This window comes from Paludisphaera soli (assembly GCF_011064595.1).
GTDB lineage: Bacteria > Planctomycetota > Planctomycetia > Isosphaerales > Isosphaeraceae > Paludisphaera > Paludisphaera soli.
In genome coordinates, this window is record NZ_JAALJI010000019.1 from 104093 (window position 1) to 127907 (window position 23815).

Annotated in this window: 21 protein-coding genes; 10 read left to right on the top strand and 11 right to left on the bottom strand. The window is 70.5% G+C overall.

Annotated elements, in window-relative coordinates:
* Positions 1-130: 130 nt before the first annotated feature.
* The 6 genes from acpP to G6O68_RS21500 form a co-directional block, all read right to left on the bottom strand.
* On the bottom strand, positions 131-370 hold the full coding sequence (gene acpP, locus G6O68_RS21475; RefSeq protein ID WP_082858282.1) for an acyl carrier protein: 240 nt from the start codon (positions 368-370) through the stop codon (positions 131-133).
* A gap of 453 nt (positions 371-823) precedes the next feature.
* On the bottom strand, positions 824-1600 hold the full coding sequence (gene fabG / locus G6O68_RS21480) for a 3-oxoacyl-[acyl-carrier-protein] reductase (RefSeq protein WP_165250702.1): 777 nt from the start codon (positions 1598-1600) through the stop codon (positions 824-826).
* A gap of 698 nt (positions 1601-2298) precedes the next feature.
* A complete protein-coding gene (locus G6O68_RS21485) occupies positions 2299-3324 on the bottom strand; it encodes a 6-phosphofructokinase (protein WP_165250703.1) in 1026 nt (341 codons plus the stop codon).
* A 195-nt stretch (positions 3325-3519) separates the two neighbouring features.
* The gene (locus G6O68_RS21490) at positions 3520-4212 is read right to left on the bottom strand and encodes a DUF6985 domain-containing protein (RefSeq protein ID WP_165250704.1); all 693 of its coding nucleotides are present in this window, start codon (positions 4210-4212) and stop codon (positions 3520-3522) included.
* 285 nt (positions 4213-4497) lie between these two features.
* On the bottom strand, positions 4498-4953 hold the full coding sequence (locus G6O68_RS21495; protein WP_165250705.1) for a hypothetical protein: 456 nt from the start codon (positions 4951-4953) through the stop codon (positions 4498-4500).
* Positions 4954-5052: 99 nt separating this feature from the next.
* Entirely contained in the window at positions 5053-5658 is a 606-nt protein-coding gene (locus tag G6O68_RS21500; protein WP_165250706.1) for a hypothetical protein, read from the bottom strand.
* 368 nt (positions 5659-6026) lie between these two features.
* Between G6O68_RS21500 and G6O68_RS21505 the strand changes: the two genes are divergently transcribed.
* The 3 genes from G6O68_RS21505 (at position 6027) to G6O68_RS21515 (ending at position 9279) form a co-directional block, all read left to right on the top strand.
* Positions 6027-6707, top strand: a complete 681-nt coding sequence (locus G6O68_RS21505; protein ID WP_165250707.1) for a peptidoglycan recognition protein family protein — start codon at positions 6027-6029, stop codon at positions 6705-6707.
* A 90-nt stretch (positions 6708-6797) separates the two neighbouring features.
* On the top strand, positions 6798-8198 hold the full coding sequence (locus G6O68_RS21510) for a mercuric reductase (protein WP_165250708.1): 1401 nt from the start codon (positions 6798-6800) through the stop codon (positions 8196-8198).
* Positions 8199-8535: 337 nt separating this feature from the next.
* On the top strand, positions 8536-9279 hold the full coding sequence (locus G6O68_RS21515; protein ID WP_165250709.1) for a hypothetical protein: 744 nt from the start codon (positions 8536-8538) through the stop codon (positions 9277-9279).
* Between the two features lie 15 nt (positions 9280-9294).
* On the opposite strand, the gene G6O68_RS21520 is transcribed toward G6O68_RS21515, so the two are convergent.
* Both G6O68_RS21520 and G6O68_RS21525 read right to left on the bottom strand, forming a co-directional pair.
* Positions 9295-10635 carry a glycoside hydrolase family 71/99-like protein gene (locus tag G6O68_RS21520; RefSeq protein ID WP_165250710.1) on the bottom strand — a complete coding sequence of 447 codons (1341 nt, stop codon included), beginning with the start codon at positions 10633-10635 and terminating at the stop codon, positions 9295-9297.
* A gap of 150 nt (positions 10636-10785) precedes the next feature.
* Complete coding sequence (locus G6O68_RS21525; RefSeq protein WP_165250711.1) at positions 10786-11337, bottom strand: PEP-CTERM sorting domain-containing protein; 552 nt, start codon at positions 11335-11337, stop codon at positions 10786-10788.
* A 306-nt stretch (positions 11338-11643) separates the two neighbouring features.
* Here G6O68_RS21525 and G6O68_RS21530 point away from each other — a divergent pair, with 306 nt between their 5' ends.
* The gene (locus tag G6O68_RS21530; protein WP_165250712.1) at positions 11644-12240 is read left to right on the top strand and encodes a PEP-CTERM sorting domain-containing protein; all 597 of its coding nucleotides are present in this window, start codon (positions 11644-11646) and stop codon (positions 12238-12240) included.
* Between the two features lie 21 nt (positions 12241-12261).
* On the opposite strand, the gene accC is transcribed toward G6O68_RS21530, so the two are convergent.
* The 3 genes from accC to G6O68_RS21545 all read right to left on the bottom strand — a co-directional run bounded on the left by accC (position 12262) and on the right by G6O68_RS21545 (position 15451).
* The gene (gene accC / locus G6O68_RS21535) at positions 12262-13617 is read right to left on the bottom strand and encodes an acetyl-CoA carboxylase biotin carboxylase subunit (RefSeq protein ID WP_165250713.1); all 1356 of its coding nucleotides are present in this window, start codon (positions 13615-13617) and stop codon (positions 12262-12264) included.
* Between the two features lie 79 nt (positions 13618-13696).
* Positions 13697-14212: an acetyl-CoA carboxylase biotin carboxyl carrier protein gene (accB, locus tag G6O68_RS21540; RefSeq protein ID WP_165250714.1), complete on the bottom strand. Its 516-nt coding sequence runs from the start codon at positions 14210-14212 to the stop codon at positions 13697-13699.
* A gap of 141 nt (positions 14213-14353) precedes the next feature.
* Positions 14354-15451, bottom strand: a complete 1098-nt coding sequence (locus tag G6O68_RS21545; protein WP_165250715.1) for a M24 family metallopeptidase — start codon at positions 15449-15451, stop codon at positions 14354-14356.
* Between the two features lie 182 nt (positions 15452-15633).
* Between G6O68_RS21545 and G6O68_RS21550 the strand changes: the two genes are divergently transcribed.
* The 6 genes from G6O68_RS21550 (at position 15634) to G6O68_RS21575 (ending at position 23673) form a co-directional block, all read left to right on the top strand.
* On the top strand, positions 15634-16296 hold the full coding sequence (locus G6O68_RS21550; RefSeq protein ID WP_165250716.1) for a 3-keto-disaccharide hydrolase: 663 nt from the start codon (positions 15634-15636) through the stop codon (positions 16294-16296).
* A 232-nt stretch (positions 16297-16528) separates the two neighbouring features.
* Complete coding sequence (gene solA, locus G6O68_RS21555) at positions 16529-17659, top strand: N-methyl-L-tryptophan oxidase (RefSeq protein WP_165250717.1); 1131 nt, start codon at positions 16529-16531, stop codon at positions 17657-17659.
* A 20-nt stretch (positions 17660-17679) separates the two neighbouring features.
* Positions 17680-19812 carry an alpha/beta hydrolase gene (locus tag G6O68_RS21560; RefSeq protein WP_165250718.1) on the top strand — a complete coding sequence of 711 codons (2133 nt, stop codon included), beginning with the start codon at positions 17680-17682 and terminating at the stop codon, positions 19810-19812.
* A 286-nt stretch (positions 19813-20098) separates the two neighbouring features.
* Complete coding sequence (locus G6O68_RS21565; RefSeq protein WP_165250719.1) at positions 20099-20518, top strand: hypothetical protein; 420 nt, start codon at positions 20099-20101, stop codon at positions 20516-20518.
* Positions 20515-22038, top strand: a complete 1524-nt coding sequence (locus G6O68_RS21570; protein WP_165250720.1) for an ATPase domain-containing protein — start codon at positions 20515-20517, stop codon at positions 22036-22038. Before G6O68_RS21565 ends, G6O68_RS21570 begins: the two co-directional genes overlap by 4 nt.
* Positions 22039-22047: 9 nt before the next feature.
* The gene (locus G6O68_RS21575; protein ID WP_165250721.1) at positions 22048-23673 is read left to right on the top strand and encodes a hybrid sensor histidine kinase/response regulator; all 1626 of its coding nucleotides are present in this window, start codon (positions 22048-22050) and stop codon (positions 23671-23673) included.
* Positions 23674-23815: the final 142 nt, after the last annotated feature.

Genomic DNA, 23815 nt, shown 5'->3' on the forward strand with positions numbered 1-23815 from the left:
CTTCTCGTCCCAATATTGGCTAGGCGTTACGGACGGACCGACGGCTCGACGTGCGGGCCCGGGACGGCGGCGCGGCGGGGCCGCCCGCCGAATGGGGCGGGCGCGGCTTGGCCGCGCGGGCCGGCCGGGGTCACTTGGCGTGCGCGTGCTGCTCGATGTAATCGATCGCCTGGCCCACGGTCTGGATCTTCTCGGCCTCGTCGTCAGGGATGGTGATGTCGAACTCTTCCTCGAACTCCATGACCAGTTCGACGGTGTCCAACGAGTCGGCGCCGAGGTCGTTGACGAACGACGTCTCCTTGCTGACCTGATCCTTCGACACACCCATCTGCTCGCTGACGATTTCGATCACGCGCTCTTCCACGGACACGGGCGGACCTCCTGTTTGGAGACGATTCGAGTATTCGAGCCTGGCCGTCCATCGCCCGTGCCGGGGCGCAAGCTTTGGGGACGCAGGTGTCAAGATTCGGGTAAAGGGTGTCTGTCACGATCGCGAACTTCCCGCACGGCCCTTGGGGGGGGCGGGGAGTACGAGGCGGGGCCGACCGGTCGGGCTCGGGGCGTCGGCCCCGTCCGAGGGCGGCGACGAGGAGCAGATGCCCCCCGGGCCGGCCACGCGCCGGCGGGTCCTCTTTCGGGTCGAAAGCCTCCCCGCCGAGTCCCGATTCCGTCGTTCGATCGAGTAAAATAGCATGGCCCCGGGGCCTTGTCCATCCGGCGGGCCGGGCGATCCCGAGATCCCCTGCGGACGGCGCGACCCTTACCAGGCTAATCCCCCCATCGGTATTCGGCCAGGGTTTCTGCAGCGAATCCGCCCCGGCGGTCAGACGGTCATGCCGCCGTCGACGGCCACCACCTGGCCCGTCACGTAGCTCGACGCCGGCCCGCTGAAGAACGCCACCATCTCGGCGATGTCCTCGGGCGCGCCCAGCCGCTTCAGGGGGATCCGTTCCTTAACCTCCGCCTTGATCTTGTCCGGCAGCACGTCGGTCATGTCGGTCGTGATGAAGCCCGGCGCCACCACGTTGACGGTGATCCCCCGCGAGGCCAGCTCGCGGGCGATCGTCTGGCTCAGGCCGATCACGCCGGCCTTGCTCGCCGAGTAGTTCGCCTGCCCCGGATTCCCCCGGATGCCCGACACGCTGCTGATGTTGATGATCCGGCCGTAACGGCCGCGCATCATCACCGCGCCGACCGCCCGGCAGAAGAGGAACGTGCCCTTCAGGTTGATGTTCATCACATCGTCCCAGGCGTCGTCCTCCATCCGCAGCATCAGGCCGTCCTTGGTGACTCCGGCGTTATTGACCAGGACGTGGATCTTCTGATATTTCGCCTCGACGTCGTCGACGACCCGCTTGACGTCCTCGGCCGAGGAGACGTCGGCCGCGTAGCCCTCGGCCTCGCCGCCGGCGGCGCGGATCGCCTCCAGCGTCCCCTCCAGCGCCTCGAGCGACCGGGCGACGCCGACCACCCGCGCCCCGCAGGCCGCCAGCTTCACCGCGATGGCGCGGCCGATGCCCCGCGAGGCCCCCGTCACCAGGGCCGTCTGGCCCGTCAGGTCCACGTGACAGCCCGCCTTCGAGCCCGCTTCTTCGGCCATGACGCCCTTGTCCTGCCAGCTAGAGTCGCCGCGTCTCGAAGGCGGGTCGGGGACGACCGATCGGCCCGCCCCCCGCCTGAACACGTCGATGCAAGGATTCGATTTCCGGTTATAATCCCGCCCCGAGAATCCCATCAACCCCAAATCCGACGCCGCCCCCGCCCCGGCCCCATCCCCGCCCTGACCCCGGCCTTCAGCCCGGGAATCGGCTTCGTTTTGGGTTCCTTCGCCGCCCTTCCGGCGGGCTTTTTGCGCCCTAAACCCCTGCTATTGGAGGGCTTCGAACGGACTCGACGATTGGCTTCGTTCGGCGTCTTTCGCGTGCGGCGCTCGCTCGCCGCGTGAGAGCGCCGGATTGGGTTCGTTCGGCGCGGCGTAGAACGAAGCCATCGGACGCAAGTCGTTTCCAGATATCCATTTAACCATGAATCTCGGCTCCAGGGATTGGGTTCGTTCGGCGCGCTTCGCCTCGTCTCGGGGCGCGGCTCGCGGCGAGCCGTCCTGGGATCGGGCCGAACGCCCATCGCAGCGGACGCGGGCGACCCCTCGCTCGGCGCGCGAGCCCTTCCAGAGTGACCATGCCACCGGAATGGCGAATGGGGGTTCGGCACCCCGCGAATCATCATCCGGGGGCGGCGAGCCCGGCTGGACCGAATTGCGTCGTCCTCGGGCGCAGGAATCCGTCTCGGCGTCGCGCCTCAGTAGAAAAAGGCGGCGGCGTCCTGGTAGAAGGCGAGGTCGAGGGAGCGGGTGGCGAGGGCGGCGGAGTCGAGGGGGACGTCGGCGATCTGCGAGCCGCGCAGGGTGAGGACGGTCCCGAAACGGCGGCGGAGGACGAGTTCGGCGGCGGCGAGGCCCATCCGGGTGGCGAGGACCCGGTCGTGGGCGGTGGGTGCCCCCCCGCGCTGGAGGTGGCCCAGGACGACGGTGCGGGTCTCGACGCGGAGCTGGCGGTCGATGACGTCGGCGATCAGGGCCCCGATCCCGCCGGTCCGTGGGTGGCCGAACGCCTCGGCGTCGAGGACGGGCGGGTCGGCGTCGAGGTAGCGGGCCCCCTCGGCGACGACCACGATGGCGTGGTTCTTCGCCGAGCCTCGCACACGCTTGAGGGCGGCGACCAGGTGGGGGACGTCGATGGGGACCTCGGGGACGAGCACGTAGTCCGCCCCCACGGCCATCCCGGCGAAGCAGGCGAGCCAGCCCGTGTTGCGGCCCATCGTCTCCACCACGATCACGCGGCGGTGGCTCTCGGCCGTGGTGCGGAGCCGCTCGACCGCCTCGACCACGACGTTCACCGCCGTATCGAACCCGAACGAGAAGTCCGCCAGCATCAGGTCGTTGTCGATCGTCTTGGGGACGCCGACGATCGGCATCTGGAAGTCGTTCACCAGCCTCGCCGCCACCCCCAGCGTGTCGTCCCCGCCCACGACCACCAGCGCATCGATCCCGGCCTCCAGCAGGTTCTGGCGGACCCGAGGGACGTCGGCGTCGGGGTTCTTGTAAGGGTTGGTGCGCGACGAGCCGAGCAGCGTCCCGCCCCGCCCGATCAGCGGCTCGACCTCGCGCGGGTCCAGCGGCCGGAAGGTCCCCCGGATCAGCCCCCGCCAGCCCTCCAGGACCCCCACGCACGTCCCGCCCGCGTCCGAGACCCGGCGCACGACCGCCCGGATCACGGCGTTCAAGCCGGGACAGTCCCCGCCCCCCGTCAACAAGCCGACTTTCATGGGTCGCCGTCCGTCCGCACGAGTCCAGTCCGCGACGCCGGGGCCCGTCCGACGTCGACGGCTCCCTCAACCTCGACCCTATCACGCCCCGGTCGAGGCGGCCACCCGCCGGGACCGAAAACGTGCAGCCTGCGGAGGGACTGGAGCCTGTTGGGAACCGATGGCGAGCGTCGAGGCTGGGGTCGGCCCGCGCCGCTACGGGGCCGGGAGGGAGAAGTCGCCGTCGTCCAGCTCGTAGGACTGCACGACCCTGGCCCCGTCCACGACGCGGGGGCCGCTGATCAGTTCGGTCATCCCCCCGGCCGCCAGCACGCGATCCCTGTGCATCAGGACGCCGAGGCCGTGGTCCCGGTCCCAGCCGGTCTGGAACTCGAACGAGCTGAACCCGCACTCGTCCAGCCCGCTGTCGGCCAGGCCGATGCCGACCAGTTTGAACAGGTGGTCGATCGCCGACGGCTCTTCGACCGGCACCTGCCGCTCGATATCCTTCCAATACTTCTGCAACGGCTTGATGTGCGGCAAGTCTTCGTCGCGGAACTGCGCCAACGACTTCTTGTGCCAGGCGAACAGCTTGCGGCGCAGGGCGATCTCGATCGCGGCGGCGTTGGCGAGGATGAAATCCCACGCCCGCTCCTGAAAGCCGTCGAACCCGTCGCCGCTGGCGGCATACATCGCGACCTCGACCTCTGGACTCGCGACGCGGGCGGACGGGCAACTCGGGTCGGTACCCGGCCCGCGGGCCTTGGCGACCTTCAGCTTCGGGTACTCGGGGTACGGCGGGGCGACCGCGACAACTGCGTCCCGGAACAGCGGCTTGGCAGTCCGCCAGAGTCGCCGCGAGCCGTCCCATTCCGGATCGGGTTGGAAGCTGTCCTGAAACGCGCTCATGACCGCGCTGCCCTCCGTCGCCGAACGAAAACGCTGAGCAAACGACCCGCCCGTGCGACCTTTGATTGTACCGGCAGACGACGCGGCGGGGTGATTCCGATGCCGTGCGAGGTTCGGCGGAGTTCCCGCTCCGCCCGGATGACAATGCCCACTCGACGATCTGTTCCGGCGTCGGATCCTACCCGCCCATCTGCCGGCCCCCGCCCCGGGGCCGTTGCGGCGAGAGCTTGGGCGGCGGATTCACGACCGCCGGATGTAGGACCCGCCTACGGGCCACTTCCGTACTCACGGGAGCAACCGGCTCGCGGCGTTACACACCCACTCCGAAAGCGTCGTGTCAGGTTCTCGGCCCTCGGAGAAGCCCTCCCAGTACATGTACTGACGATCGCCGGTGAGCTCGGCGCCGCAGAGTGTGTCGCCGTTTGGAAAGTAGCCGATCACCACGTGCGGCTTGGTGTTCCAGTACTCCAACCCGGGTGGGTCGTCGTTATTCATGTCTTCGAGGAAGACATCAACGCCCCAGGCCGCCTGCAACAGACAGATCAGCCGGGTCGACCTGTAGTAGTGATGCAGTGAATCGGGCATCTCCACCCCGTATTTCGCCTCGAACTCCCTGACTCCGGGCTCTGTCGAGAGGCGAATCAGCCATTCCGGGATCCGTCGCTCCAGTTCGATGACGACCGGGAACGCGACATGGGCTCGGGCGAGTGCCAGTTCGTTCGCGATGAGGATTGGCTCCATCTCGGCTCCCTTCGCCGTTGAACGAAAAAGCTCAGCGGACCACCCCGCCCGAGCGCCCTTCGAGTCTACCGCAAAGCGCCGCGGCGGGCCGGGGCCGCTTCAGCGGTTGGTCAGGCGTGCCTTGTTCTCCTGCAGAACTTCCCGGACCGACTCGTCGGGCTCCGACGCAAGCGCCGCGTCGATCGCCGGAACCGACCACGACGCGTGCTCGGGGAAAAGGCCGAGGGTTTCCGCCACGAGGGAGCCCAGTCCCTCTCGGTCGCTCAAAAAGGGGAGCAAGTGTTCCAGCCCCGCGGCGACATCGCGGTGGATCGCTTCCATCACCGCCCGCTCCTCGTCCACCGCTTCCTCCAACGATCGGCCCCTCCTGGCGAGCCTCCTTCGCAACGACGGCTCACCGTCGACGCGAAGCCCGTACTGGAGCCAACCCTCTCCGGTCGCAATGCAGCCCAGCAGGGAGGCGGCCCAGCCCGGATCGTGCAGGCCGGGGCGAGTGAGCAACTCGAACAGGAACGGGACGGCGGCGGCCGAGGCGGGGTATACGGTGCCCTGATGCCAGATCGTCTCGCTCAAGGCCGCGAACGCCTGGAGCCGCACGTCCGGGTCCTCGGACAGCAGCGACCGGAGCAGTTCCGGCACGTCCGTGGCAGGGCCATGAGCATGCGTCAGGATCGACCAGTCCAGTGCGTCCAGACCTTCCAACATCCGCGGATGCCTCTCGTCAGGGCCTGATTCCGAGTTCCTGTTTCCTTCCGACTCGCTTCCCGTCCGGTGTCGCAATTCCGCCATTCTACGAGGCGAGACAGCTCGCCCATCGGGCCTTCGAGACCGATCTCGCCGACATCGAGGACTTGACGGCCGCCGAGGACGTCTGGGCGAGACGTCCCACCACCTCATCGCATCGATCGACGGGGCCGACGGCCGCGATGCGCCCGCCGGACGCGCCGCCGGCCGGCCGGCCTTGATGAGCCCTCCTGGAGCTTGCGGGCCGACGCTCGTCGGTCGATAATCGCGACAGGTGTGGCGTCCTTCTGCGACGCCTTTTCGATCCGTCCTCGGGAGTTCGCTTCGCCATGAGAGCGCCGATCGTCGTCGCCGTCCTCGCCGGGTTGATCGTCGCGGACGACGAGTCCGGGCTGAAGGCTCTCACCGCCAGGCCGGAGATCGTCGCGGCGACGGAGTGGGGGTCGAAGCCCCAGCCGATCCCGGATTCGCGCAAGCAGACGCCGAAGTTCGTGACGATCCATCACGCCGGGGTGGTCTGGACCGCCAAGGTCGCGCCCGAGGTCTTCGTGCGGAACATGCAGTCCTGGGGGCAGCGGGACAAGGGGTGGCCCGACCTCCCCTACCACTTCCTGATCGCCCCGGACGGCCGGATCTTCGAGGGCCGTCCGCTGGAGTACGAGCCCGAGTCCAACACCAAGTACCCGCTGGCGGGGAACGTCGGGGTCGAGATGATGGGGAGCTTCGAAACCCAGCGCCCCGACCCGCGCCAGATCGCCTCGTGCGTCAAGCTGACGGCCTGGCTCTGCGACCGCTTCGCCATCGACCCGGCGACGGTCCGTGGGCACAAGGACGCCGCGTCGGGCCAGACGACCTGCCCCGGCAAGGACTTCGACCGCTACCTCAAGGACGGCCAGTTCGTCCGCTGGGTCCGCGAGACCCTCGCAGGCGAGGCCCCCGCGATCGACCCCGGCCCCCCCCTCCCCGGCGGGCCGACCGAGACGATCCCGTCGACCAGTCCTGCATCCTGACGCCGGCCGGTCGGTCCACGACGGCGCGGATTTTGCCAACGATCGGCCGTCGCGAATCACCCCTGGCGCCGATCGTGGGAGCGGGATCAGATGGCCGAGTCTTCGGAAGCGTTCGACGTGGTTTTGCTCGGGGCGGGGCAGGCGAACAACCCCCTGGCCCGGTCGCTGTCGAAGGCCGGGCGGCGCGTGGCGCTGGTCGAGCGGGGGGAGATCGGCGGGACGTGCGTCAACGTCGGCTGCACGCCGACCAAGACGATGGCGGCGAGCGCGCGGGTGGCGTACCTGGCCCGTCGCGCGGGCGAGTTCGGGGTGCATTGCGGCGAGGCGCGCGTGGAACTCGCCGAGGTGCGGGCGCGAACGCAGGCCCTCGTGGAGCGGTTCCGCACTGGGAGCGAAAAGCAGCTGGAAGCTACGGACGGGCTGGATCTGATCCGCGGGGAGGGCGCGTTCGAAGGCCCTCGCACGGTTCGGGTCCAGCTCAACGGCGGAGGCGTGCGTCGGCTCTCCGGCGAGATCGTCGTCATCGACGTCGGCTGCCGCCCGGCGCGGCCGGACCTGCCGGGGCTGAACTCCGTCACGCCTCTCACCTCGACGACGATCCTGCAGCTCGAATCCACGCCGGAGCATCTGCTGGTGCTGGGGGGCGGGTACATCGGCGTCGAGTTCGCCCAGATGTTCCGGCGGTTCGGCGCCCGGGTGACGCTCATCCACCGGGGCGGGCGGTTGCTGCGTCGCGAGGACCCCGACATGGCCGAGGCGCTCGCCGAGGTCCTCCGCGAGGACGGCGTCGCCATCGTCTCGAACGCGGAGGCGACGCAGGTCGCGGGGGGCGAGGGCGACGTGCGGCTGACCGTCCGCGAGGAAGGCCGGGATCGGGAGCTGGCGGGCTCGCACTTGCTGCTCGCCGTCGGGCGGACGCCGGTCACCGACGGGCTGAACCTGCAGGCGGCCGGGATCCATGCGGATGATCGCGGCTTCATCCCGGTCGACGAGCGGCTCCAGACCAACGCGCCCGGCGTGTACGCCGTCGGCGACGTGAACGGCGGCCCGGCGTTCACCCACGTCGCCCACAACGACAACCAGATCCTCCGCGAGAACCTGCTGCGCAACGCCGGCCGCACGACCGCCGGCCGGCTGGTCCCCTTCACCGTCTTCACCGACCCGCAGTTCGGCCGGGTCGGTATGACCGAGCGCGAGGCGCGCGAGGCCGGGCATCGGGTGCGGATCGCGAAGATGCCGATGACCGAGGTGGCGCGGGCCGTCGAGGTCGGCGAGGCTCGCGGCGTCCTCAAGGCGGTGATCGACGCCGACTCCGACCTTATCCTGGGCTGCACCGCCCTGGGGGTCGAGGGGGGCGAGATCATGTCGATGATCCAGCTGGCGATGATGGGCGGACTCACCTACCAACGCCTGCGCGATGATATGTTCGCCCACCCCACCCTGGCGCGGGGCCTCAACGCGCTGTTCTCCCACATCGGGGAGGAAGAGTAAGAGGCCGACCGCGACGCCGGTCCCGCCTTCCGAGACCCGGCGCCCGCCCGCCCGGATCATGACGTTCAAGCCGGTCGGGGCGGCCGCCATCGACCGACCCCCGGCGACGGCTCCGCCCCGCCCGAGCCGACCATCCGCCGGGGCGGAACGGCGATGGGGATCCGCGAGCCCGCACCATTCGCACCGGCCGCGCGTCGGGCCTCCGCGCAGGAGGACGACGCGGGCCCATCATGAGGAAATCCGGCCCTCGGTCCAATCGACGGTTGCCGCGGTTGCTAAAGTATGGAATGATTGCATTCGGGTCGAAATCATGCATTCGGGTCTACGGAGCCGTGACATGCATCCGGGACGAAGTCTCTCGCGTCGGATCGCCTCGCTCGCCATCCTTGGCTCGTTGGTCCTCGCCCCCGCGGCGACGGCCGAGGGGCCGTCGCAGTTCCGGGCCGCGAACATCCCCAGGGGGGCTTTCGAGCATCTCCAGCTCTTCGGCGCGTCGGGCATTCAGGCCTTCGCGGTCGCCCCGAACGGCGGGTGGGCCGTCGTCTCCGGCGATGGGCGCATCGCCATGGATGGGACGCCCCCTGGATTCGACGCCGAGCTGCGGACCTGCGTCCAGCAGGGCCACCGGATCCTGAACTTCGCCTTCACCCACGCGGGAGGATGGACCCTGTTCACGGATCGGGCCTTCCGCAACAGCAACGTCGGGGTGCCCCAGGGATGCCTGCAGCGGCAGGAGGAACTGGCGGAGGGGGGCAAGCTCCTGGCGGTCTCTTACGGCAAGGACGACTCCTGGGTCGTGACCTCGGATCGCGGCGGCGTCTTCACCAACATCGGGCCGGGCGGCGACTTCGAGGGTCGCATCCGTGCTTTCGTCGAACGGGGGCCGATTCGGGCCGTCGCCCTGGCGCCGGGCGGGGGGGCCAGCGTGCTGATCGACGGCCGTCGTTACGACGCCAAGTCGCTCCCCGGCGAGTGCTTCAAGGCGATCGAAGAGGCCGCGGCGGAGGGCTTCGCGGTCGACAACGTCACCCTCACCCCGAACGGCGGCTGGGCGGTCATCGTCAGCCGTCCCCGCGAGTAGGGCGACGTCCGCTCGTCATCGCCCCGACCCGGCTCCTCGGCCCCTCGGCGACGGGTCGGCGGGCATCGTCCAGGAGAGCGGCGTCTCGCCCCGGATCATCCGAGCGGCCTCGCCGGTGAGGCGGAGGTAGTGGTCGGCGGGGAGCCCTTCGGCGCCCAGGAAGTGGCGGCCGACGGGGAGCGTGTCGGCGAGCTTGTAGATAGCGGTCCCCTCGTCGACCTCGTCGAACATGCCGACGAACGCCGTGCGGACGCCGAGGTCGCGGAACGTGGCGAATTGCCGCCAGTAGAAGGCGCCCCCCCGGCGCGGGATGACGGTGGTCCCGGGGGACTTGCGTTGGAGGTTGTCCCAGGAGAAGCCGGCGAAGGCGGTGGGAATGTATCCCTTGCCGGCGGCCTTCAGCTCGGCCAGGTCCGGCTCCCAGACCTCGCGGCGGATGCGGTCCATCGAGGCGTCGTCGTGGTAGCGGCCGGCGTCCCAGGGGCTGATGGCGTCGAACGAGCGATAGACCTCGGCCCAGTCGGCGTCCTTCCGCGAGTCCCCGCGCAGGGTCCGCCAGTGGGCGTCGACGCCGCCGATCAGGTAAACGCCGCCGTATTTCGGGTCGTCTCGGAAGAAGGCGATCAGTTCCTTCGCCTGTTCGACGCTCCAGGGCCGGTCCTTGAACCCCAGGCCCCAGAGCAGGACGACGGGCTTGCCCCGGTGGTGGAGATACCGGGAGTCCTCGCGGATCTTGACGCGATCGCAGAGGAACTTCCAGTCGTCCATCACCATCTTCGCGTCGCCGCGGCGGCCGGTGGAGAGGTCGAGCATCATCGCCCAGACCCGCCCCTCGCGGTGACACCCCTCGCGCACGTTCGCCAGCACGCGGTTGACGTGCCGGGCTCGGTCCGGGTTCGCCGCCTCGCCGACGAACCGGCTCAGGAAGACGCCGTCGAGCCCGTACTCGCGCATCCAGCGCGTATGGACGAGCGTCGGCCCTTTCGAGAATCCGCTGTAGAGCCTAGCGGGCGAGCCGTCGGGCATCCGCAGGCCGGGGACCTCGCAAAGGTCCTCGGCCGCATACTCCGAGACGTCCGGCCACATATCGATCGTGAACCGCCCCTCGTCCGGCCGCTCCAGCCCCTCCCCCCAGTGCACGAACCCGAACCCCGAGCCGTCGCAAGGAGTGTTGAACCACCCCTGATAGCCGCAGAGCACCTTGCCGTCGAGCGTCGTCGCGTCCACGTCCGACCGCGAAGGCCCGTCGTAGGGCTTCAGCCAGGGCTGGTCGTCGGGGGCCTGGGCGGCGGCAAGCCCGAAGGCCGCAAGGTGGACGACCAGGACGGCCGCGAAGGAGAGTCGGCCGAGGCGCATCGTCGGGCTCCCTTGGGGTGAGGCGGCGGCATCGGGGACGTGCCGTCCCGGACCACGCACACCCTGGAAGCTACCGCGCCCGCCCGCCTCGGGCCAGCCGGTCCCGCCCCGCCGGGAGGGCCGAGGGATCGTAAGCCGGACGAGCGGCCTTCACGCCGCCGATCGCCGCCGCGACCATCCGGCCCCGGCGCAAGCGGCCGCGATGCCGCCGAGCGTCAGCGTCGAGGGCTCGGGGACCGCGGGGGCCCCCAGCGTCCGGGCGATGACCCACGGGTCGGTCCCACCCATCGACGGCGATTTGACGTCCCAGCCGAAGGGGCCGAACCCGCCCGAGTACTCGTCGGCCCCCAGCCGCGAGTAGCTGAGCAAGACGGCGTCGCTCTGGATCAGGAGGCCGCCCTGGCCGGGGGCGATGGTCAGCCCGGCCGCCGTGCGCCTGATGTTGCCCACCGGGGTGAGCAGCGAAGAGGGGTCGCTCACGCCCGTCGTGTAGGAGGCGCCCCCCTGCGAGATGGTCACGCTCCAATCGAGGACGTCGTCCGTGGAGAAGTCGGAGTCGTCGGGCTCGGGTCGGAGCGTGAAGTAGCCCGACAACGTCGCGCCATCCTGGTCGGCGGCGTAGCTGATGAGGTGGTAGGTGACGCCGGCCGCCTCGGCCTGGGAGGCGACGGCGAGGAGGCAGAGGGTGATCGTGAGTCTCATCGGCGCGTCCCCGGGGAGGATCATGCGAAAGAGTCCGATGATCCCAAAGGGGCGCGGGGGCGGGCAAGCCGAGACCGGGCGGAGGACGACGGCCGACCGTGACGGGAAGCTCCACCTTGCGGTTTTCAGGCGATGGGCCCGTCGGTCGCCGTCGGCCGGGCCATGTTCCGCGAAGACGACACGCGTCGGGCGGTCCCGCCGACCCGCTTGCATGTCCCGCCGGGCCGGGCGAGCATGGGGGTCCTTCTGGTTCTTCGCGACAGACCCACCAGTGTCGCCGCCTCGGAGCGGCGGGGAGCGATGGCGATGAGGTCGGCGGCCATGATCCTGGGCCTCGCGCTCGTGCTGGCGGACGCCGGGCGTGCCGATGCGGAATACATCCAGTACACGCTGCGGACGACCGCTTCGGGCAGCCTGGGGGGCCGGGATTTCGCCGACCGGTCGCTCCTGATCGTCGGATACGGCGACACGTCGCAGATCGTCAGCCCGTCGCCGGGCATCTTCAACCTGCAACTCTTCGCGAACTCGGTGATCATCGACGGCTTCCCTGCCGCCTCCTTCGAGCTGACGGGCCTGGTGGTCGGCCTGGACCAGGACGCCGGCGGGGTCGGATTCCTCTACGGGCCGTCGCTGAGCCCGATCCTCGGCGTCGCTTCGCGCGGGCTGGCGAGCTACGACCTGGCGACGGCGGATGGGCCGTTCGAGGGCGACACGATCTTCGCGCCAAATCCGCCGTTGGAGACGACGGCGGGCTCGCTGATCCTCCTCGCGCCGGCCGACCGCAGCGAGTTCAGCTCCAGCGTCGTGGCGGGCCCGGCGGTCCCGGAGCCCGCCTCGCTGGCCCTCGCCGCGACGGGGGCCGCGGGGGTCGCGGGCCTCGCGCGGCGTCGGCGACGGGCATGACTCCCGCCGCCCGTCCCCGGCTCAGGCCTGGGGCTTCGGCGGCATGAGGACGCGTTCGACCCAGGTGGTGTCGACGTTGCCGTCGATGAAGTCCTTGTGGCGGAAGATGCGCTGGTGGAGGGGGATGGTGGTCTTGATGCCCTCGATGGACAGCTCGTCGAGGGCCCTTCGCATCCGGGCGATGGCCTCGGGGCGGGTGGGGGCGTGGACGATGAGCTTGCCGACGAGGGAGTCGTAGTTGGGGGGGATGCTGTAGCCGGCGCGGATGTGGGAGTCCCAGCGGACGCCGGGTCCGCCGGGGACGTTCAACGCGGTGATGCGGCCGGCGGAGGGGCGGAAGTCGTGGTCGGGGTCCTCGGAGTTGATCCGGACCTCGATGGCGTGGCCCTCGGACTTCACGTCTTCCTGGCGGAACGGCAGGGGCTCGCCGGCGGCGACGCGGATCTGCTGCTTCACCAGGTCGATGCCGGTGATCTCCTCGGTGACCGGGTGCTCGACCTGGATCCGGGCGTTGACCTCGATGAAGTAGAAATTGTCCTGGGCGTCGACGAGGAACTCGCAGGTGCCGGCGTTGGTGTAGCCGACGGCCTTGGCCAGGCGGACGGCGGCCTCGCCGAGCTTGACGCGGACCTCCAGCGGGAGCTGGGCGGCGGCCTCCTCGACGAGCTTCTGGTGCCGGCGCTGGAGCGAGCAGTCGCGGTCCCAGCAGTGGACGACGTTGCCGTGGTGGTCGGCGAGGATCTGGACCTCGACGTGGCGAGGGCGGTCGATGTACTTCTCGAGGTAGATCGACGGGTTCTTGAACGCGGCCTGGGCCTCGTTGCGGGCGGCCTGGATCGACGAGGGGAGCGAGGCCTCGTCGCGGCAGACGCGCATCCCCTTGCCGCCGCCGCCGGCCGCCGCCTTGATGAGGACTGGGAAGCCGATGACCTTGGCGAGGCGGACGGCCTCGGCCTCGTCGGCGACGGCCCCGTCGGAGCCGGGGACGCTGGCGACCTTCGCCTGGGCGGCGATGACCTTGGCCTCGGTCTTGAGGCCCATCTTGCGGATGGCCTCGTGCGGCGGGCCGATGAACTCGAAGTTGCAGCTCCGGCAGATCTCGGCGAACTGGGGGTTCTCCGAGAGGAACCCGTAGCCGGGGTGGATCGCCTGGACGTCGGCGACCTCGGCGGCGGCGATCAGCCGGGGGATGTTCAGGTAGCTGTCGGCGGAGGGCGCCTTGCCGATGCAGATGGCGCGGTCGGCCAGCTCCAGGTAGGGGGCGTCGCGATCGGCCTGGGAATAGACGGCGACGACCTCGACGCCCAGCTCCTTGCAGGCCCGGATGACCCGGAGGGCGATCTCGCCGCGATTGGCGACCAGTATCCTCTGAAACATCGGACTTCACCACCTCGACTCGGCGGCCGGGGCCGCCCTGGGATCACGGACATCTCGGGATCGACGCGGCCCGGGCGGGTCAGGCGGGGATGACGCGGAACATGGGCTGGCCGAACTCGACCGGCTGTCCGCTCTTGACGAGGATCTCGGAGATGGTCCCCGAGACGCCGGCGGGGATGTCGGTGAAGACCTTCATCGCCTCGATGATGCAGAGGGTCGTCGAGGGCTGGACGGCGGTCCCGATCGAGACGAACGGCGGCGAGTCCGGCGAGCCCGACGAGTAATACGTGCCGACCATCGGGCTCTCGATCACGATGGTCTTGGGCCCGGAGTGGGCCTCGGCGGCCGGCTCGGGCCGGGGCGCGGCGGCGGCCGGGGCCGACGGCGGCGGGGCGTAGGCGGCCGGCGGATAGGCCGGGGCGAACGCCGGCGCGGCGGCGGCTTCCGCCCCGCGGCGCTGGAGGTGGACCCGGTACGGGCCGTCCGTCACCTCCAGGTCGCTCAGGTCGTACTGCTTCATCAGACGGACGAGGTAGTGGACCTTCTTCACGTCCAGCGGCTCGCCGCCCTTGCCTTCGGGACCCTGTTCGCCCATGTGCCTTCGCTCCGCTCCTCTTCGGCCGTATCGTGGTCGCGGCGGCCTTCGGCCGGAGGGCCGTTGCGCCGCGGGATCGTCGCTTCCGCTGTTTTCGTCGGGAGTACGGGACGGGCGGGGGGCCACGTCTCGCCTGGGCGATCAGGCCCGGACCGCGTCGAGCCCCTTGGGGAGGCTGGACAGGACCTCATGGCCGTCCGGGGTGACCAGCACGTCGTCCTCGATGCGGACGCCGCCCCACTCGGGGAGGTAGATCCCCGGCTCAACGGTCACCACCATGCCCGGCTCCAGGATCGTCGGCGATTCCCGTCGCAGCCGAGGCCCCTCGTGGACGTCCATGCCGATCCCGTGGCCCAGCCCGTGGTCAAAAAAACGGCCGAATCCCGCTTGCTCGAGGAACGAGCGGGCTTCGGCGTCGACGTCTTGGGCGCAGGCCCCGGGCCGGATCGCCGCGATGGCCCGTTCCTGGGCCGCCAGGACGAGGCGATAGACCCTTTCAAATTCCGGAGTGACCTTACCGGTAACCACCACCCGCGTCAAGTCGCTCTTGTAGGATCGGCGGCAGGCCCCCCAGTCGATCAGGACGAAATCGTCGTCGCCGATCCGGGTCTCGGCCGTCGGCCGGGCGTGGGGCAAGGCCGCCCGCCGGCCGACGGCCACGATCGTCGGGAAGCTCGTCCCCGTCGCCCCCAGCGCTCGCATGTGCGCCTCCAGGCGGTCGGCCGCGTCCTTCTCGGTCGCCGGCCCGCCGGCGCGCAACTCCCCTTTCAGCTTCAGGAAGGCGTCCTGGGCGATGGCGACGGCCTCGCGGATCCGGGCCACTTCGTCGTCGTCCTTCACGGCCCGAAGCGTCTCGACCAGCTCGGTCGTGGCGGCGAGGCTCGTCCCGGTCAGCTCGCCCTTGAGGGCCTCCCAGTCGGCCACGCTCAGGTGCGCGGCCTCGAACCCGAGCGAGCCGACGCCGAGCCTGGTCGCCACCTCGGCGACGGCCTTGTTCAGGCTCTGCACGTTGGGCCGGATGTGGGCCTCCAGGCCCGGGCATTCCTGCTCGAGCTGGGTGGTGAACCGGCCGTCGGAGACGATCAGGTCGCGGTCGCGGCCGAGGAGCAGGTACGACGAGTCGCCGGTGAACCCGGTCAGGTAGGCGACGTTCGTGGGGGCGACCACGAGCAGGGCGTCGAGCTTCTTCGCGGCGAGCTGGGCCCGCAGCGCGTCGCGGCGGCGGAGGATCCGGTCCATGGGGGGCTCCGGGGATCGGTCGATCGGGCGGGGGGGCGTCCGCGCGGGGCCTCGAAATCGGCACGGGGAGGCCGGCGGGATGGATTCGGGGCCGTCGCATGATACGTTAGCCGGAACCGAGGCCGCCGCAAAGGGGTGGCGGCCCCTCGCCTTCCCTCCCCCCTGCCCCACGAGCCACCACCATGACGCTCCGCAAGCCGACGCTCCTGGCCGTCGCGGCCCTCGCGACGCTCGTCCTCCCCGCCCTCGCCCGCGGCGCGGACGAGGCCAAGCCGATCTTCGACGGCTCCACGCCCAAGGGCTGGATCCTGACCGACGGCAAGCCCCTGCCCGCCGACTTCGTCCAGGAAGGCGCGATCAACCCCCACGGCACCGGCAGCTACATCGTCGTCCACGAGAAGCCGCACGGCGATTTCGTGCTCGACTTCGACTACAAGCTCAGCCAGGGCTGCAACTCGGGCGTCTTCCTCCGCGTCGGCGACCTGAAGAACCCGGTCTACACGGGCCTGGAGATCGCCCTCGACGACACCACCGGCCAGGGCTATCACGACTCGGGCGCGTTCTACGACCTGGTGAAGCCGAAGTCCAACGCCCAGAAGCCGGCCGGCGAGTGGAACCACGTGACCATCACCGCCAAGGGCGCCCACATCGCCGTCGCGATCAACGGGACCGAGGTCTCCACGATCAACCTCGACGAGTTCAAGGAGCCCGGCAAGCGTCCCGACGGCTCCCAGCACAAGTTCTCGAACGTCGCCATCGAGAAGCTCCCCAGGACCGGCTACCTCGGCTTCCAGGACCACGGCCAGAACTGCTGGTACAAGAACATCACGCTCAAGAAGCCCTGATCCGGCCGGCTGCGAGGTCCCTTCCCCTCGCGCCCCGGGTCGGGACGAGGGTGCCGCTTCTCGACCGGCGGCGGCCTGGAGTCGCCGGGGTGGACTTTTTCGATCGCTCCGACCGGGACGCCGCGCCTCGGTCGCACCCGGCGACCCCGCCCCCTTTGAACCGCTCGACGGGTGATGTAGGCTGGCGTGGCGTCGCGTCTCCCGCCCTTTCAGGCTCGTCGAGTCTCGCCGGATGGAGCATCTCGCCGCCAGGAACGTCGTCGTGGGGGCGGGGGCGGTCGGCTCCGCGGTCGCCTATCATCTGGCGAGCCGGGGAGAGCCGGTCGTCCTGGTCGAGCAGTTCGGCCTCGGGCACTCCCGGGGAAGCTCGCACGGCGCGGCGCGGATCACCCGGCACTCGTACGCCGATCCCGACTACGCCCGGCTCATGCCCTCGGCCTTCCGCGCCTGGCGGGAGCTGGAGGCCGACGCCGGGCGGAGTTTCTACGTCCGCACCGGGGGCGTCTCGTTCAACCCGCCGGGGGTGGGCTACGCCGATCGGGTCGCGGCCAACCTCGCCGGGCTGGACGTGCCGCATCGTCGGATGACCGGCGACGAATGGAACGCCGCGCAGCCGGCCTTCTCGCTGCCGGCGGACTACGAGGCCGTCTTCGAGCCCGACGCCGGGATGCTCGCCGCGGCGAAGGCCCAGGAGGCGATGATCGAGCTGGCCCGTCGCGGTCCCGACACCCGCATCCTGATCGAGACGCCGATCCGCCGCATCGACCTCGACGGCGAGCGGCCGACCCTGGTCGCCGACGGCCTGACGATCGAGGCCGATCGGCTGATCCTCGCGGCCGGACCGTGGACCGGCCGCCTGCTCCCGGAACTGGCCCCGACGCTCCGCCCCACGCGCCAGCAGGTCCTGTACTTCCGCGCGCCGAACCCCGCGCCGTTCCAGGTCGGCCGGTTCCCGACCTTCATCCACATGGGGGGCGGGGAGGACGAGGCCTTCTACGGCATGCCGGAATTCCTCGGGCCGGGCGTGAAGGTCGGGCGGCACGGCGGGCCCGACGTCGACCCCGACCTCCAGGACTCGACGATCGCCGACGACTACGTCGGACGGCTCCGGGCCTTCCTGGCGAGGCACGTCCCGCCGCTGGCCGAGGCCGAGGTCGCGGCGACCGAGACCTGCATGTACACCGTCGCGCCCGAGGAGCGGTTCCTCGTCGACTTCCACCCGGCGCGCCGCGACGTGATCGTCGCCAGCCCTTGCAGCGGCCACGGGTTCAAGTTCTCCATCCTCGTCGGCCGCGCGATCGCCGAGATGGCGACCGCCGGCGCGGCCGACCCCGCCTTCGAAGCCTGGAAGCGCCGTCCCTGACCTCTCGGGAGTTCCGCGCCATGACGAACCGCCTCCGAACGACGATCCTGCTCGCCGCGATCCTCGCGGCCGGATCGACCCGGGCCCTGTCCGCCGACGAGCCGATCCCGCCGCCGATCAAGGCGTACCTCGTCGCCGAGGCCGGCCGTCTCGCCCAGCGCCCGCTGCTCGGCGTGACGTCGGCCGAGGAATGGAAGGCGCGCCGGCCCGAGTTCCAGCGCGAGCTTCGCGAGATGCTCGGCCTCGACCCGCTCCCCGCGCGGACGGACGTGAAGGCCGAGATCCGGGGCGTCGTCGAGCGTCCCGACTTCGTCGTCGAGCGGATCGTCTTCCAGTCGTCGCCCACCCTCTACGTCACGGGGAACCTCTACCGGCCGAAGGTCGTCGAGAAGCCGCTGCCGGCCGTGCTGTACGTCTGCGGCCACGCGAAGGTGGAGCAGGACGGCGTGATCTACGGCAACAAGGCCCATTACCAGCACCACGCCGCCTGGTTCGCCGCCAACGGCTACGTCTGCCTGGTGCTCGACACGCTCCAGCTCGGCGAGGTCCCCGGCCTCCACCACGGCACCTACCGCGAGGGGATGTGGTGGTGGTCCTCGCGCGGCTACACCCCCGCCGGCGTCGAGGTCTGGAACGGGATCCGGGCGATCGACTACCTCGTCTCCCGTCCCGAGGTCGACCCCGACCGCCTGGGGGTCACCGGGCGTTCCGGCGGCGGGGCGATGTCGTGGTACCTGGGCGCGGTCGACGACCGGCTCAAGGTCGTCGTCCCGGTCGCCGGCATCACCGACCTGCACGACCACCTGGTCGCCGGCAACCCGAAGGTCGCCCATCCGAACGGCGTGATCGACGGCCATTGCGACTGCATGTACTTCCTGAACACCTACCAGTGGGACTATCCGATGCTCGCGGCGCTCGTCGCGCCCAAGGGCCTGCTGGTCGAGAACACCGACGTCGACCCGATCTTCCCCGAGGCGGGCGTGCGGCGGATCTTCGCCCAGCTCGAAACGGCCTACGGCTGGTACGGGGCCCGCGAGGCCCTCGACCTCGTCGTCGGCAAGGGGGGCCACGAGGACACCGCCGAGATCCGCCACCCCGCCTTCGCCTGGTTCGAGAAGCACCTCAAGGGGGACGCCGCCCAGCCCCTCGCCGCGATCCGGGAGCCGGATCGCGCCGTACCGAACGCGGAGCTGAAGGTGCTCGACCCCGGGAAGCCGCTGCCGGCCAACGAGAACGACACGGTGCAGGAATCGTTCGTCCGCCGGGCGGCCTGGCGGCGGGTGCCGGCCGACGCCGGCGAGTGGGACCTCCTCAAGGGCGCCTGGCGGCGCGAGCTGGCCCTCAAGAGCTTCGCCGGGGCGGCGTCGGACGACTCGCGTCCGCTGGCGGTCCACGCGCCTTACCCGCCGCGCCGCAATCAGACCGCGACCGAGATCGCGAAGCACGGCCTGGCCGTGACGGCCTACGACCTCGCGCCTCAGGACTTCCCGGACCTGACGAACCGCCTCTGGGTGTTCCACGACCCGGGCCGCGAGAAGCCCGCCGTCGGCATCGAGCTGACCGTCCTGGGGCCGGAGGAGTGGGAAGTCTACGGGCCGCTGTTCGACGCCTTCGAGGACGAGGCGGCCGATCCGTCGACGCACGCCGAGTTCGCCGCCCTCAAGGCCGCGGCCGAAGCGGGCGTCTGGCGGGCGTTCGTGGCGCCTCGGGGCGTCGGCCGGACGGCCTGGCCGAAGGCGAAGGAGACGACGATCCGCCGTCGCTTCGCGCTGCTCGGCCAGACGATCGATAGCCTTCGCGTGCTGGAGGTCCGGCACGCCATCCGGGGCCTGTCGCGCCCGGACGGCCCCCCCGTGACGGTCGCCGGCCGGGGCGATTCCGCCGCCCTGGCCTTGTGGGCGACCTACTTCGAAGGGGGCGTTGCGAAGGTCGTCCTCGTCGACCCGCCGGCGACCGTCCGCGACGGCCCGGCGTTCCTGAACCTGGATCGCGTGCTGGACATGCCGCAGGCCGTCGCCCTGCTCCACCCGATCGACGTCCGGATCGTCGGCTCTCGCCCCGAGCTTTGGGAGTGGCCTCGCAAGCTCGCCGAGCGGCTGGGCGGGCCCGGTCCCTGGCCGACCTGCTCGCCCGCCGGCCGCGCCTCGCCGTGAGGGCTCGCCATAAAACGTCGGCCGCCCCGCGGCTTATCGACTTTGTTTGTCCTCGACTCGGCGAACAATGATATGATGGAATCCTGAGAATCCAGGACTCTCAACCGAAGCCGCGCCGTTCGACGAGTGAAGCGCGCGGCCACGAGTGGCCAACGCGACCTGAAGGCTGGAACGCGGCCGAGCCGAGGCGGTCCGACAGAGTCGAGCGGGAGCGAGCCGCGACCCGCCTCGACCGAGCGTGCGCGGCGCCGACCTGGACCCTGATCGCATCCGAGCCCTAATGTCCATGTACCAATCCGATCCCGATCTCCTGAAGCTCGCGCGGCGATTGGTCGCCATCGAGTCGTCGCGCGAGCCGCCCGGCGGGATGGTCGGGGCGGCGCGGGCTTGCGAGAAGTTGCGGAGGCCGCTCGTGAAGCTCGTGGGGGCGGACGGGTTCCGCTCGCTGCTGTCCCGGGCCCTGGCGATGGCGAAGGCCGAGGCCCCCGCGCTGGCATCGATCCGCGTCGGGGCTCTCGGGTCGCTCGAATCGATCGACGGCGGCGAGCCGGCCCTGGGCGTCGAGGCCGGGGCGGTCCTGCTGGCCCACCTGATCGGATTGCTGGCGGTCTTCATCGGAGATCGGTTGACGTTCCCGATCGTGGCCGAGGCGTGGCCCGACGTGCCCCTGGATCGACCGGGTAGGGAAGACGAGGTTGCATCATGAGCGCGGACGACAGGGTGACGATCCGGAAGTTGCCGACCGGGGTGCCGGGCCTGGACGACATCCTGGGGGGGGGCCTGCCCGAGTACTCGTTCAACATCATCGCCGGCTCGCCGGGGAGCGGGAAGACCACCCTCGCCCATCAGATGGTGTTCGCGAACTCCTCGCCGGAGCGGCCCGCGCTCTATTTCACCGTGCTGGGCGAGCCGGCGATCAAGATGCTCCGCTACCAGCAGCAGTTCGGCTTCTTCGACCCGGAGAAGCTGAACGACGCCATCCGGTTCATCAACCTCAGCGAGGTGGTGCTGGAGGAGGACCTGGACGCGGTCCTCGCTGCGATCGTCAAGGAAGTCGAGGCGGTCAGCCCCGGCTTCGTGGTGGTGGATTCCTTCCGGACGGTCGTGAGGAAGGTGGCGGGCGCCACCGGCGAGGCGGACCTGCAGGCCTTCATCCAGAGGCTGGCCCTCCACCTGACGAGCTGGCAGGCGACCACGTTCCTCATCGGCGAGTACTCGGAGGGGGAGGTCCGCGACAACCCCGTCTTCACGGTCGCCGACGGGCTGTTCTGGATGTACCAGCAGACCGAGCGGAACTCGATCGTGCGGAAGCTGCAGGTCATGAAGCTGCGCGGCCAGGCGTCGGTGCCGGGGCTCCACACCTTCCGCATCACCGCGCAGGGCATCCAGGCCTTCCCCCGCACCTTCGGGCTGAGCGGGCGGGTGGAGAGGGAGGCCGTGCGGCGGCGGCTCTCGCTCGGCGTCCCCGAGCTGGACGCGATGATGGGGGGCGGGGTCCCGGAGGGGGACAGCCTGCTGATCGCCGGGCCGTCGGGGGCCGGCAAGTCGGTGATCGCGACCCAGTTCGTGGTCGAAGGGCTCCGCGGGGGCGAGTCGGCGATCATGGCCATCTTCGAAGAACGCCCCGAGGAGTACTGCGAACGCGCCGCCAAGCTCGGCCTGGATCTCGACACGCCCCGCCGCGAGGGCCGGCTCGACCTGCTCTACCTGCGGCCCCTCGACCTCTCGGTCGACGAGACGATGCGCGAGATCGTCGACGCGGTGGAGCGGACCGGCGCGACTCGGGTGGTCATCGACTCGCTCGCCGGCTTCGAGCTGGCCCTGGCCCCCGGCTTCCGCACCGATTTCCGCGAGTCGCTCTACCGGATGATCGGCGCCCTGACGCGCACCGGCGTCACGGTGGTGAGCACGGTCGAGCTGGTGGAGCGCTTCACCGAGCTGGCCCTGAGCCCGTACTCGATCTCGTTCCTGAGCGACGACATCATCCGGCTCCGCTACGCCGAGGTCGACGCCCAGCTCCGCAAGCTGATCATGGTCGTCAAGATGCGCGGGGGCGAGCACAGCAAGGACATCCGCGAATACGAGATCTCCTCCGAAGGCCTCCGCATCGGGAATCGACTCCTGGGTTACCGCGGCCTGATCTCCGGCCTCCCCGAACCCATCTCCACCCCGGACCCGAGCCTGGACGCGGGCGGTCCCCGGGGCGATCCGGAACAACCCGAGTAGGAGCGAGCCATGAGCACGGATTTCGAAATGGACGTGGGCGGCGGTCACCCGTCGATCGATCGCTACTGCCGACATCTTTCCGAAAATTCGCCCCATCCCATCGTCGTCGTCGAGGGGGCGGATCACGTCGTCAGGTACGTCAACCCGGCCTTCGCCCGCCTGGTGGGCGAGGAGAGGGAGAACCTCGTCGGCCGCCCCTTCGCCGAGGCGGTCCCGGAGGGGGCGGAGAACGGGTGCCTCGCCCTGCTCGACCGCGTCCGACTCAGCGGCCAGCCCGAGATTCTGGCGGAGCAGGAACACAACACGCGAGATCGACCTCGGCCCGTCTTCTGGTCCTACTCCGTCTGGGAGCTCGTCGGCGAGGACGACCTGCCGGCGGTGGCCCTGATCCAGGTGACGGACGCGACGGAGATCGCCCTCTTCCGCCGCCAGGCCAGCGCGGTGAACGAGGCGCTCGTCATCTCCTCGATCCAGCAGCACGAGCTCGCGGAGTCCGAGAAGTCGCTGGCCGAGGAGTTGAAGGCGGGCGTGGAGGCCCGGGACCGCTTCCTCGCGGTGCTCAGTCACGAGCTGCGGAACCCGCTGGCCGCGATCCAGAACGCGGTCACGCTCGCCGCCCGGTCGGGCGCGACGGCCGACCTGGAATGGAGCCGGGACGTCACCGCCCGGCAGCTCAAGAACTTCTCCCACCTGATCGACGACCTGCTGGACGTCTCCCGCATCAGCCAGGGCAAGATCCGGCTCCGCAAGGAGCTGATCGACGCCGGGCCCGTCATCGAGCACGCCGCGGAAACCGTGAAGCCGCTGATCGAGGCCCGGCGCCACGACCTGCGGATCTCCCTCGCGTCCACCCGACTCTGGGTCGAGGCCGACGCGACCCGGCTGGAGCAGATGCTCGTCAACCTGCTGGCGAACGCCGCGAAATACACGCCCCCGGGGGGCCGCATCGACCTGGTCGCGGGGATCGAAGGGGGCGAGTTCGTCTGCCGCGTGCGGGACGACGGGGTCGGCATCGCGCCCGAGCTGCTCCCCCGGATGTTCGACATGTTCACCCAGGCCGACCGCTCGCTCGCGCGGTCGGAGGGGGGGCTGGGGATCGGGCTGTCGCTCGTCCGGTCGCTCGCCGGGCTGCACGGCGGCGGCGTCTCCGCCGCCAGCGACGGCCTCGACAAGGGGAGCGAATTCACCCTCCGCCTCCCCGCGCCCTCGGCCCAGCCAGCCCGCCCGTCGGGATCGGCCGCGAAGCCCGAGAGGCCCGCGATCCGGGGCGCGGAGATCCTCGTCGTGGACGACAACAAGGACGCGGCCCTGGGTATGGCCAGGCTCCTGCAACTCACCGGCCATCGCGTCCGGGTGGCCCACGACGGCCCCGACGCCCTGGCCTCGGCCCGCGAGCGGCCCCCCGAGGTCGTCATCCTCGACATCGGCCTCCCCGGCATGGACGGTTACGAGGTCGCCAGCCGCTTACGGCAGGACGCGGCGACCCGGGAGAGCCTGATCGTCGCCGTGACGGGATACGGCGAGGAGCAGAACCGCGCCCGCGCCCTTGCGTCCGGGTTCGATCACCATCTGGTCAAGCCCGTCGAGTTCGCCAGGCTCCTGGCCGTCATGGCGGGAGTCGCGCCCACCGCCTGAATCGGGCCCGGTCGGGGCCTTGGACCGGCCGTCGCGATTGCCGGGACGGGCGTCGTTCTGCTAGGCTGGATCCGCGCCAATGCGCTGATACCTCGTCGCAACTCGTTGAGTGCGGTCCGACTCCGGCCGATGGGCCGGCGTC